The 11,657-nt window shown below is 51.2% G+C and carries 8 protein-coding genes and 1 pseudogene; 8 read left to right on the plus strand and 1 reads right to left on the minus strand.

Annotation, left to right across the window (positions count from 1 at the left end; genetic code table 11):
- Nucleotides 1-3: 3 nt before the first annotated feature.
- The 7 genes and pseudogenes from dprA to EKM94_RS00295 all read left to right on the plus strand — a co-directional run bounded on the left by dprA (nucleotide 4) and on the right by EKM94_RS00295 (nucleotide 8,643).
- Nucleotides 4-855: a DNA-processing protein DprA gene (gene dprA, locus EKM94_RS00265; protein WP_225422114.1), complete on the plus strand. Its 852-nt coding sequence runs from the start codon at nucleotides 4-6 to the stop codon at nucleotides 853-855.
- 156 nt (nucleotides 856-1,011) lie between these two features.
- Complete coding sequence (gene topA, locus EKM94_RS00270) at nucleotides 1,012-3,090, plus strand: type I DNA topoisomerase (RefSeq protein ID WP_125595731.1); 2,079 nt, start codon at nucleotides 1,012-1,014, stop codon at nucleotides 3,088-3,090.
- Nucleotides 3,091-3,223: 133 nt separating this feature from the next.
- Entirely contained in the window at nucleotides 3,224-4,570 is a 1,347-nt protein-coding gene (trmFO, locus tag EKM94_RS00275) for a methylenetetrahydrofolate--tRNA-(uracil(54)-C(5))-methyltransferase (FADH(2)-oxidizing) TrmFO (protein WP_125595735.1), read from the plus strand.
- A 190-nt stretch (nucleotides 4,571-4,760) separates the two neighbouring features.
- Nucleotides 4,761-5,666: pseudogene (gene xerC / locus EKM94_RS00280) on the plus strand (tyrosine recombinase XerC); the annotation flags it as partial.
- A gap of 143 nt (nucleotides 5,667-5,809) precedes the next feature.
- The gene (hslV, locus tag EKM94_RS00285; protein ID WP_125595741.1) at nucleotides 5,810-6,334 is read left to right on the plus strand and encodes an ATP-dependent protease subunit HslV; all 525 of its coding nucleotides are present in this window, start codon (nucleotides 5,810-5,812) and stop codon (nucleotides 6,332-6,334) included.
- Between the two features lie 15 nt (nucleotides 6,335-6,349).
- Nucleotides 6,350-7,753 (plus strand): ATP-dependent protease ATPase subunit HslU, encoded by a 1,404-nt coding sequence (gene hslU / locus EKM94_RS00290; protein WP_125595744.1) that lies wholly within the window; start codon nucleotides 6,350-6,352, stop codon nucleotides 7,751-7,753.
- 11 nt (nucleotides 7,754-7,764) lie between these two features.
- Nucleotides 7,765-8,643, plus strand: a complete 879-nt coding sequence (locus tag EKM94_RS00295; RefSeq protein WP_125595747.1) for an aldose 1-epimerase family protein — start codon at nucleotides 7,765-7,767, stop codon at nucleotides 8,641-8,643.
- A 125-nt stretch (nucleotides 8,644-8,768) separates the two neighbouring features.
- On the opposite strand, the gene plsY is transcribed toward EKM94_RS00295, so the two are convergent.
- The gene (plsY, locus tag EKM94_RS00300; protein WP_125595750.1) at nucleotides 8,769-9,431 is read right to left on the minus strand and encodes a glycerol-3-phosphate 1-O-acyltransferase PlsY; all 663 of its coding nucleotides are present in this window, start codon (nucleotides 9,429-9,431) and stop codon (nucleotides 8,769-8,771) included.
- Nucleotides 9,432-9,640: 209 nt separating this feature from the next.
- Here plsY and parE point away from each other — a divergent pair, with 209 nt between their 5' ends.
- Nucleotides 9,641-11,656, plus strand: coding sequence for a DNA topoisomerase IV subunit B (gene parE / locus EKM94_RS00305; RefSeq protein WP_125595753.1), 2,016 nt, complete (start codon nucleotides 9,641-9,643; stop codon nucleotides 11,654-11,656).
- Nucleotide 11,657: the final 1 nt, after the last annotated feature.

The raw sequence follows: 11,657 nt of genomic DNA on the forward strand, positions 1-11,657 counted from the left end.
TTTTTGGAAAAAGACGCGGTGTTATTAGCGGCGTTGGCCCAACCGAAGTGGCGTTACCGCGATCGACTGTGGTTGGCGCTGTGGTTGCGGACTTTGGCAACGACTCAGGTGGCGACTTGGCAGTGGCCGCGGCTTGATCAGGAGCTGTTGGCGGCTTGGCCCCAGCGTCCCAGTCAGTTGCAACCAGTCGCGCGGCCGAATATGCCCTTTTTGACGATTCTAGATTCTGACTATCCCCAGGCCTTGGCCGAAATCTATCGACCGCCACTGATCCTGTATTATCAAGGCAACTTGCGACTGTTGACCACCGCGAAATTGGCGGTGGTGGGCGCCCGGGCGTGTACGAATTACACCCAACATTGTTTACGCCGCTTGATCCCGCCGCTGGTCCAAAATCAAATCACGATCGTCAGTGGACTGGCGGCGGGGGCCGATCAATTGGCTCATCAAGAAACGCTCTTGGCCCATGGGCAAACGATTGCGGTGATTGGGACGGGTCTGGATATTTTCTACCCCCAGTGCAATCGTTCGTTACAACAACTGATTGGGCAGCGGGGTCTGGTGTTGAGTGAATATCCACCTGGCACGGCACCGACCCGATATAATTTCCCTCAGCGCAATCGGATCATCGCCGGGTTGAGCCAAGGTGTTTTGGTCACGGAAGCTGAGCATCACAGCGGTTCTTTGATCACCGCAAATTTAGCGCTGCAAGAGAATCGCAATGTTTACGCGTTGCCTGGGGATATTTTGACGCCAACCTCTGTGGGGACCAATGAACTATTGGCCGCGGGCGCAACCCCGGTCCTGACCGCTGCCGACGTCTTGGTTGATTTTCAAAATATGGCGGCAATTTAGCCTTTTTCGGGTCAAATCGGCCTTGCTCCGAAATTCTTATGGTTGACAAGCGGTTGAAAACTAGCTTATGATTATTTCCGATTTGACCGTCACCGCTTTTGACGGTCTAGAAGTTTTGATAAATACGTTTTCTAGCAGAAGGAAAGGAGTTTTTGCATGGCCACCAAGAAGAACTTGGTTATTGTCGAATCGCCGGCAAAAGCGAAAACCATTGAGAAATACCTGGGGCGCAATTATCACGTCGTTGCCAGTTTAGGCCATATTCGGGATCTACCAAAAAGTCAGATGGGCATTGATTTTGATCACGATTATCAGCCGAAATATATTTCGATCCGAGGCAAGGGCGATGTCATCAAAGGACTGAAAGCCGCCGCCAAAAAAGCCGATCATGTTTATCTGGCAGCCGATCCGGACCGAGAAGGAGAAGCCATTGCGTGGCATGTTTCCCACATTTTGAACTTGGATCCGACGGCGAACAATCGGGTCGTTTTCAACGAAATCACGAAAAATGCGGTCAAAGATGCCTTTAAAGAACCGCGTAGTATCGACATGAATTTGGTTGACGCGCAACAAGCACGACGGGTGTTGGACCGAATCGTGGGTTATTCGATCAGTCCGATTCTCTGGGCCAAAGTCAAGAAGGGGCTCAGCGCCGGCCGGGTACAATCCGTTGCTTTGAAGTTGGTCATTGATCGGGAAAGGGAGATCAAAGCCTTTATTCCGGAAGAATATTGGAGTCTTGCGGCAGAGTTTCAAAAAGGGCGCGGCAAGAAGTTCGCGGCGAATTTTTATGGTTATGACGGGAAGAAGCAGGCTTTACCCGACAACGCTGCGGTTCAGGCCGTTCTTAAGCGGATCGACCGCCAACAACCGTTTGACGTGACCAAGGTGACCAAGAAAGAGCGGAAACGTTTCCCGGCAGCGCCATTCACCACCAGTTCAATGCAACAAGAGGCCAATCGTCGCCTAAATTACAAGACGCGCAAGACGATGATGATCGCGCAACAGCTTTATGAAGGAATCAATCTGGGCAAAGAAGGGACCGTTGGTTTGATCACCTATATGCGGACCGACTCAACCCGGATCTCCAGCGTTGCGAAGCATGAGGCGGCGACTTATCTGCATGAGACTTTGGGCGAGGCGTATGCGGCCACGAAGCTCCGGAAGAACAAGAATCCTGAAGGGGCTCAAGATGCCCATGAGGCGATCCGTCCTAGTTCCGTCATGCGGACACCGGATTCATTGAAGGAAATTTTGACTCGCGATCAATTGCGCTTATACAGCCTGATTTGGTCGCGGTTCTTGGCTAGTCAAATGACGCCTGCGGTCTACGACACGATGATGGTCCAGTTGGAACAGAACGGGGTCATTTATCGCGCCAATGGCTCGCAAATGAAGTTCGCCGGGTTCACCAAGATCTACCAGAGTAGCACCGAGGAGCAAAAAGAGAACAAATTACCGGATCTGGCCGTTGGCGACCAAGCTGATCTGGTCAAAACGGATCCGGAGCAGCACTTTACCCAACCGCCAGCTCGTTATACGGAAGCCAGTTTGGTCAAAGCGCTGGAAGAAAACGGCGTGGGGCGGCCTTCAACATACGCCCCAACCATTGATACAATCCAGAAGCGCTATTACGTGAAACTTCAAGGTAAGAGTTTCGAACCGACTGAACTTGGTGAGATCGTTGATAATTTGATTGAGGAATTCTTCCCTGATATTGTCAATATTGATTTTACCGCCAAGTTGGAAAATGATTTGGACGGGATCGAGGCTGGCCAAGGTGACTGGGTCAAGGTGGTCGATCAGTATTACCGACCATTCGCAACGGAATTGAAGACCGCTGAAACACAAATCGAGAAAGTTCAAATCAAGGATGAGCCCGCTGGTTTTGATTGCGACATTTGTGGCGCGCCAATGGTGATCAAGATGGGGCGCTTTGGGAAATTTTACGCCTGCAGTCGCTTCCCAGACTGCCGCAATACCAAGGCAATCACCAAAGAAATCGGCGTTGAATGTCCGAAATGTCATCAAGGTCAAGTTCTCGAACGTAAGTCGAAGAAGAATCGGATTTTCTACGGGTGCTCCCGTTATCCGGAATGTGATTTCGTTTCTTGGGACAAACCAGTCGGCCGCGATTGCCCGGTTTGTCAACATTATTTGGTGGACAAGAAAGTCAAGGGTGGTCACCAGATCCTGTGTCCGAACGGTGACTATCAAGAACAAGTCCAGAAATAAACGCTTGCGTCAGCACAGCAGGACAGTGGTTCAATTCAATCAGGGGCGAAATGAGCCCCCAAAAATTAGCGGCGTTTCTATGCTAGTAGACGAGTAGGCACGTAGTTCAAAATCAATTAAATGAGGTTAAGCGATGACCACAGATTATGTTAATGTTGTTGGCGCTGGTTTAGCAGGCAGCGAAGCCACCTGGCAGTTGATCCAACAAGGCATTCCGGTCCATTTGTATGAAATGCGACCGACTAAATCAACCCCGGCCCACCATACCAGTGATTTCGCGGAGTTGGTGTGTACTAATTCACTGCGGGCAAATCAGCTGACAAATGCCGTTGGGTTGCTTAAAGAGGAAATGCGGCGCCTGGATTCCTTGGTGATGGCGGCGGCCGATCGTAGCGCCGTTCCTGCCGGCGGCGCTTTAGCGGTCGACCGGGATCAATTCTCGGGTTATATCACGGCACAATTGCGCCAACATCCCTTAGTCACCGTCATCGCCACGGAGCTGACGGCTTTGCCAACCGGGCCCACAGTGATCGCCACCGGCCCGCTAACCTCACCAGATTTAGCGGCGGCGATTCAAGACCTTAACGGCGCGGCTGGTCTGCACTTCTTTGACGCGGCGGCGCCAATCATCACGAAGGAATCCATTGACTTTGATCAAGTTTATTTGAAATCGCGCTATGATAAAGGTGAAGCCGCCTATTTGAACTGCCCGATGGACGAAGCGACTTTCATGGCCTTTCGTGAGGCTTTGGCCACCGCGGAGCAGGCTGAGATGCATGATTTTGAAGACGACCAGGTTTTTGATGGGTGTATGCCGATCGAAGTGATGGCCCGGCGCGGTGTGAAGACCATGACGTTCGGTCCGCTGAAGCCTGTTGGTTTGGAAGATCCCAAGACAGGCAAGAAACCGTTCGCGGTGGTTCAGTTGCGGCAAGATAATGCTGCGGGAAGCCTTTATAATCTCGTGGGCTTCCAAACACATTTGAAGTTTGGCGAACAACGGCGGGTCTTTCGGATGATTCCCGGTTTAGAAAACGCCGAGATCGTGCGCTACGGTGTCATGCACCAGAACACCTTTATGAACTCGCCTGAGGTTCTAGAGCCGACTTATCGGTCGCGCAAACGGGCCGATTTGTTCTTCGCCGGGCAAATGACTGGCGTAGAAGGCTATGTGGAAAGCGCGGCCAGTGGCTTGTTGGCGGGGTTGAACGCTGGGCGGCTCTTGCGCGGCCAGGAACTTTACACCGTTGATCCGGCCACTTCATTGGGCTCAATGGCTCACTATATTACCCACGCCAGTAGTCGTCATTTCCAACCGATGAATGCCAATTTTGGCATCTTCCCAGAGCTGCCCACGACGATCCGTGACAAAAAATTACGGAAAGAGGCCTTGGCTCAGCGGGCGTTAACGGCCATCGACCAGTTGGCGCTCAACGTCCGATCCGATCGTCAGCTCGCGGTTGATGGGGCGTTGAACTAGGGCAGTTTCATCTAGCTTGTTTGACCAAGACCAGTGGCCGCCTTGGCGCTGGACCGCGGTAAGCTGCGCCGGCGCTTGACCGTTGGCTAGGCAGGGCGCTGGCTTGTAAAAGCCTGATTTTTGAACTTTAATTCTATTCATTCCTTTCACCAGTATGGTACAGTATACTTATTGGATGAGAGGTTTTTTTATGGCAGAACAACAATGGGTCACTGATTTCGGCCAGTATTTATTGGTGCAGCGGCAGTATTCGCCTCTGACGCAACAGGCCTACTTGGAAGATATTGCTGATTTCACGAATTTCTTGACCGCAAATGGTGGTTTAGCTTCCTATCGTCAGGTTGGCCGGCTGGAAATCGAGACGTTTCTTGATGAATTGACGCGGCGACAATTGGCCCGCGAGACGATCAGCCGGAAAATTTCAGCCTTAAGGTCCTTTTATCGTTATCTGGAAAATCATAAACTAGTTGCAGGCAATCCCTTCGCGACGGTGCGCATCAAGGGCCAAGCCAAAACCTTGCCGCGGTTCTTCTACGAGCAAGAGATGGCCGCTTTATTTGCCGCCGTGGTTGGTGATGAGCCGGTCACAGTGCGCGATCGAGCGCTGCTGGAATTATTTTATGCCACAGGTATGCGGGTCAGCGAGGTCAGTGATTTGACCAACGCCCAATTGGATCTGACCATGCGGATCGTGCTGGTCCATGGCAAGGGCAACAAAGATCGCTACGTGCCGTTCGGACATCACGCCCAGGCGGCTTTGCAGCAATATTTACAGGAGAGTCGTCCGGTTTTGATGCAAAAACTACCGCAAGGGCCAGCAACGCATGAGTATGTATTTGTTAATCAGCGCGGACAACAATTGACCAGTCGCGGGATCGCTTATATTTTGGATCGGATCATCAAGAACTCTAGTGTGAATAGCGATATCCATCCTCATATGTTGCGACATACTTTTGCGACGCATTTACTGGATCATGGGGCCGATCTGCGGACGGTCCAGGAGTTATTGGGTCATGCCAGTCTGTCCACTACGCAAATCTATACGCACGTGACCATGCAACATCTTCAGGCGGATTATCGGCAGTATTTCCCCCGGGCTCAGTCCGAAAGTGAGCCTGGCGCGTCTAGCTCAACAACAGAGCCGCCTAAACCAAACACCGCTACCGACTCAGCGGCAAGCCCCAACTCGGCGCGAACTGATCCACAAGCTAAAAAGAAAAAATAAAAGAGGTTGATATTATGACAACGATCGTTGCTGTAAAACATCATGATCAAATCGCCATCGCTGGCGATGGCCAAGTGACTATGGGTGAGAAATATATTATGAAAGCGACCGCCCATAAGGTTCGGCGGATCTTCAATGACCAAGTGATCACCGGTTTCGCCGGTGGTGTGGCGGACGCCTTCACCTTATCAGATTGGTTTGAAAAGAAATTGCAAAGTTATAGTGGCGATTTGCGGCGTTCTGCGGTGGAATTGGCCCAAGATTGGCGCAAAGACCCCACGTTACAGAAGCTGGAAGCCATGTTGATCGCCTTTGATCAGGAGCATTTATTACTGATTTCTGGCAATGGTGAAGTGATCGAGCCCGATGAGAATGTGATCGCGATCGGTTCAGGCGGCAATTTTGCGCAGGCGGCGGCGATCGCCATGACTCGGCACGCGCCAGAGATGACCGCGGAAGCGATTGCCCGTGAAGCGATCGAAATCGCGGCTTCCATCGATATTTTCACGAACCACAACATTATCACAGACCAGTTCTGAGAGGAGTCCAGTTTAATGGCACTAGAGAAAACACCCCGGCAAATCGTCGCGGCCTTAGATGACTATGTGATCGGTCAGAATTCCGCCAAACGCGCGGTGGCTGTCGCTTTGTATAACCGCTACCGCCGGCACCAATTGAATGAACAACTACAAAAAGATATTACCCCCAAGAATTTATTGATGATCGGTCCAACTGGGGTGGGTAAAACGGAAATTGCCCGCCGGCTGGCCACGATCGTTAATGCGCCTTTTGTTAAGGTGGAGGCGACCAAGTTCACTGAAGTCGGGTACGTGGGTCGCGATGTTGAGGCGATGGTTCGGGATCTGGCCGATGCCGCTGTCGCCATTGAAGAAAAGGCTGCCTATGATCGGGTTCGCGGGCAGGCGCTGAAAGAAGCCAACAAGAAGTTGATTCGCCTATTGGCCCCAGGTGAGAAAAAGCAACAAAAGCAAAACAATAACAACATGATGCAAATGATGAATCAGTTAATGTCTGGTCAACTGCCCGCGCCGGAAGAAGAACAGCCGGAAAAAGTGTCAGATCAAGTGCTGAATGAACGGTTGGATCTGGCCGAGAAATTGGACCGCGGTCTGCTTGAGAACCGCGAAGTGACCATCAAAGTTGAAGAAGCCAAGAAGAAGAATCCGATGATGGATACCATGGGTACCATGGGCGTTGATATGGGTGATATGCTGAGTTCCTTGTCACCCCAGCGGAAAGTTAGTCGGACATTGCCGGTCAAAGAAGCGCGCGAGTTATTGGTCCGCCAATATTCTGAAAAGTTGGTCGATCGTGATCAATTGCAACAACAGGCGCTGCAACGGGCGCAAGATGACGGGATCATTTTCATTGATGAAATCGACAAGTTGACCTCCAAGCAACAACGTAATTCTGGTGAGGTTTCTCGTGAGGGTGTGCAGCGGGATATTCTTCCGATCGTTGAAGGGTCGCAAGTCAATACGAAATATGGTCCTCTGGACACGAGTCACGTGCTGTTCATTGGTTCTGGAGCTTTTGCGCAAACCAAACCCAGCGATTTGATCCCAGAATTGCAAGGCCGCTTCCCGATTCGGGTGGAACTGGATGATTTGACCAAGGAAGACTTCATTGCGATTCTGACCGAACCGCATACTGCCCTGATCAAACAGTATGTCGCGTTGGTCGGCGCTGATGGCGTCAAGTTGACCTTCACCAAGGAAGCAATCGATAAGATCGCAGCGGTGGCCAATGAGGTGAACAAGACCAGTGACAACATTGGGGCCCGGCGCCTGGCGACTATTTTGGAAAAGGTGTTGGAAGAAGTTCTCTTCGACGGCCCTGATATGCAAATGGGTGAGATCATGATCACCGAGCAATATGTGGCTGATCGGATCGACGAAATCGCCGCGGACCGTGATTTAAGTAAATATATTCTTTAGGGGGCATTTCCATGGACATTCAAGTACAAAACGAGTTTTATCGGCTGACCGTCAATACGAAGGGTGCCGAAATGCAAAGCCTGATCAATCGCCATACTGGTCAGGAATACTTATGGCAAGCAGATACCCAGGTTTGGGGCCGGCATGCGCCGAACCTCTTTCCGATCGTGGGTAAATTGAAAAACGATCAGTATCGCTATCAAGGCAAGACCTATCAGATGACCCAACATGGTTTCGCCCGTGATTCGGAATTTACGTTGGAGCGCGAGACAGATCACAGTCTGACGTTCTTGTTGAAGGATAGTCCCGCTACTTGGGCCAATTATCCGTTCGCCTTCGAGTTGCGCATCAAGTATTCACTGATCAACCGCTTGATCAATGTGACTTATTACGTGACGAATCCCAGTACCGATCAACCACTGATCTTCGCGGTCGGTGGTCATCCTGGCTTCAAGATTCCGATGACTCCTGAGCTGAAATTCAGCGATTATTATTTGCGGTTCAAGCCCAGCAAAAGTCGGATTCAGATTCCCCTCAGTCCTGAAGGCGTTGACTATGAAGCCCGCACGCTAGCGCCGACAGATGTGGATTGGCGCATTGATCATGATGTTTTTAAGAATGACGCGCTGATTTTTCAGTTGAACAGCGCCAACGAGGTTCAAATCCGTTCCGATAAAACCCCGCACATGGTGACGCTGGACACGCGGGATGCTCCCTTTGTGGGCATCTGGACCGCTTATCCTCATGAAGGTGATTATATCTGTATCGAGCCTTGGTGGGGCATCGCTGATTTGACCACCGCCACCGGAGAATTGACGGAGAAGTTCGGCATGAACACCTTGGCGCCGCAAGAACGTTTCCGCGCGAAGTATCAAATCAGTTTCGCTTGATCCCACCGAAATTACGGAAGCTGTTAAAAAAGCTGCCACTAGTACCAGCGCACTTTGAATCAGTGCGGCGGGGCTAGGACAGCTTTTTTGCGCGACGAGGTGGGTCGCGGGGTTATTCTGGACGGTTATTGCTTCGGCGGCTTCGGCTTGTGTTGGTGATGGTAATACCAACCAAAGGGCACCAGATTCTCTGTGCCCTGACGGATCCGTTTGATATTCTCGCGATGACGAATGAAAATAAAAATGGTCAAGGCGGCGGCCAAGGCCGTTAGAAATGGATCCCGGTAAAAGAGCGAAAACAGGGTGATCAAGATCATCCCAAGCATGCTGGCCACGCTGACCATGCTGCTGAGCAACATGATGATCACGAAGGTGCTGGCGGCGATCACGAAGAAACTAGGATTATAGGCCAACAACACGCCGGCGCTGGTGGCCACGGCCTTGCCGCCAGCGAATTTGATGAAGATCGAGAAGGAATGACCTAAGATCGCGGCGACGCCGAAAGCGAGAATGGCGTAATGGGGCAGGCCCAGTCCAAACCACACCGGTAGACTGGCCGCCACAGTCCCTTTCAGGATATCCAAGGCCAAAACCAACAGACCAGCTGGGCGTCCTAAGACACGAAAGGTGTTCGTCGTGCCGATATTACCGCTGCCAAACTGGCGAATGTCCCGATGATAAAAAATTTTGCCGACAATGACGCCGGAAGGAAATGATCCCAGCAAATATGCTAAAATAACTAAGACTGCGATTTTCAAGGTGAGTCCTCCCAAAATGATTGCGTTCATATTGTACCATGTTTTCTCAACCAGTGGTATTCTTGGTCGCAACAATGGGGGCCGCGCTGCTGTTAGTCATTACCAAACGGCCGCATATGAGGTGGCGCTTGGCCGAATCACCGGTGTGTGTGGCGACCCAGTCTTGACAGATCGGTTTTTTTAATTTAATGTTTTGAAAGAAGAACATACATTCGTATGAAGCGCTAGTGGGGGTTTAAATGGTTAAACAGAAGTATGATGATAATTCGATCCAGATCCTCGAGGGACTGGAGGCGGTCCGTAAACGGCCAGGGATGTACATTGGCTCCACGGATAGTCGTGGGCTCCATCATTTGGTGTATGAGATCGTCGATAATGCCGTCGATGAAGCACTCAGTGGCTATGGCAAAGAAATCGATGTCTGCCTGAACGCCGATGGGAGTTTGACGGTCAAGGACCAAGGTCGGGGGATGCCGACTGGGATGCACCGATCCGGCCGGCCAACGATCGAAGTGATCTTGACCGTGTTACACGCCGGCGGTAAATTTACCGAAAATAATTACAAAACTTCCGGTGGGCTCCACGGGGTCGGCGCCTCGGTGGTCAACGCGTTGTCCAGCTGGATGGAAGTTCAAGTTTCCCGTGACCATCGCCTTTATCAGGAGCGTTTTGAACAGGGCGGCCATCCGGTTGGCACCTTGAAGCAAGTTGGTAAGAGCAAGCTGGCTTCAGGAACAACGGTGACCTTTATGCCCGATCCGACGATTTTTGCGAACACTAGCTTTAGTTATGATGTGTTAGCGGAACGTTTGCGGGAATCGGCCTTTCTATTGAAGGGGATCCAGATCACGCTGACCGATTTACGGGTGACGCCAACACGGACCGATGTTTTCAAATTCGATGATGGCTTGCAATCCTTCGTGCGCTATTTAAACGAGGACAAGGATACCTTGACCGATGTGATCAGCATCGAAGGCACCAAGGACGACATTGAGATCGAATTTGCTGGTCAGTATAATGATGGTTATTCCGAAAACATTATTTCATTCGTTAATAATGTCCGGACTGGCGATGGCGGCTCCCATGAAGTTGGGATGAAGTCGGGGTGGACCAAGGCGTTCAACGATTACGCCCGGAAGACAAATTTACTGAAAGATAAAGATAAGAATCTCGACGGCAGCGATGTTCGCGAAGGCTTGAGCGCGGTCATCTCGGTGCGTATCCCCGAGGAGATCCTGCAATTTGAAGGCCAAACCAAAGGCCGCTTAGGCACGCCGCAAGCGCGCTCGGCGGTGGACGGACTGATCTACGAACAATTGACCTTCTATTTGATGGAAAATGGGGATACGGCGCAAATGCTCGTGCAAAAGGCGCTAAAGGCGCGTGAAGCCCGGAATGCCGCCCGTAAAGCTCGGGATGAAAGTCGGAACGGTAAGAAGCGGAAGAAGAATGAAGGCCTGTTGTCGGGTAAATTGACGCCAGCCCAGTCTCGGAATCCGAAGAAGAATGAACTTTATTTGGTCGAAGGCGATTCCGCCGGTGGTTCCGCCAAGCAAGGCCGTGATCGGCGGTTTCAGGCGATCTTGCCTTTAAGGGGGAAAGTCTTGAATACCCAAAAGGCCAAATTACAAGATATTATCAAAAACGAAGAGATCAATACGATGATCTATACGATCGGGGCCGGTGTGGGCGCGGAATTTGATTTACCAGCGGCCAATTATGACAAAATCATTATTATGACCGATGCTGACGATGACGGCGCGCATATTCAGATTCTGTTGCTGACCTTCTTTTATCGCTATATGCGCCCGTTGATCGAAGCTGGTAAGATCTATATTGCCTTGCCGCCGCTATACAAGCTGCAGAAAGGTCGCGGCGCGAAAACGCAGATCCGTTATGCTTGGACCGAAAACCAATTGAGCGCGGCCACCAAGGAATTGGGGCATGGTTATAGTTTGCAGCGCTTCAAAGGGCTCGGCGAGATGAACGCTGACCAATTGTGGGAAACCACCATGGATCCGGCGCAACGAACGCTGATCCGGGTCAAGATCGACGACGCCACCTTGGCGGAACGGCGTGTGACCACCTTAATGGGTGATAAGGTCGAGCCGCGGCGACGTTGGATCGAGCAAAATGTTAAATTCACTCTGGATGAGGCCGGCAGTATTCTGGATACGACCGCGGCCGAAGATGTCCAGCAAAATACCGGGACCCAAGATCTTTTGAAACAAGTCGAACAACATAAAGGTGAGTGAT

Source organism: Lapidilactobacillus achengensis, from assembly GCF_003946655.1.
GTDB classification, from domain to species: Bacteria; Bacillota; Bacilli; order Lactobacillales; family Lactobacillaceae; genus Lapidilactobacillus; species Lapidilactobacillus achengensis.